General features: G+C 50.4%; 1 protein-coding gene. It reads left to right on the top strand.

Features of this window, described 5'->3' with window-relative positions:
- On the top strand, nucleotides 1-280 hold a 280-nt coding region (locus MTCD1_RS21925), incomplete at both ends, for an amino acid kinase family protein (RefSeq protein ID WP_498067570.1).

The raw sequence follows: 280 nt of genomic DNA, 5'->3' as shown, positions 1-280 counted from the left end.
GATGGATGCAGCGAAAGATATTTGCGTCCTATTGCCGAATTTATTCAACAATGTCGTCAACTTAACCGGGAAGTGATCCTGGTTTCTTCAGGTAGCGTCGCTGCCGGTCGCCATCATTTTCAGTTTCAACATCAGCGGGTGCCAATCGCACTGAAACGGGCTATGGCTGCTGTTGGCCAAACCGAAATGATGAATTTCTGGAGCCGCTGCTTCGATTTCCCCTGTGCCCAGGTGTTACTGACCCATGGCGATCTCAGTGATCGGGTGCGGCATATTAATG

Source organism: Colwellia marinimaniae (assembly GCF_002207865.1).
In the GTDB taxonomy this organism is placed as follows: domain Bacteria; phylum Pseudomonadota; class Gammaproteobacteria; order Enterobacterales; family Alteromonadaceae; genus Colwellia; species Colwellia marinimaniae.
Note: the sequence above shows the minus strand (reverse complement) of the source record. Positions and strands in the feature narration are given on the sequence as shown.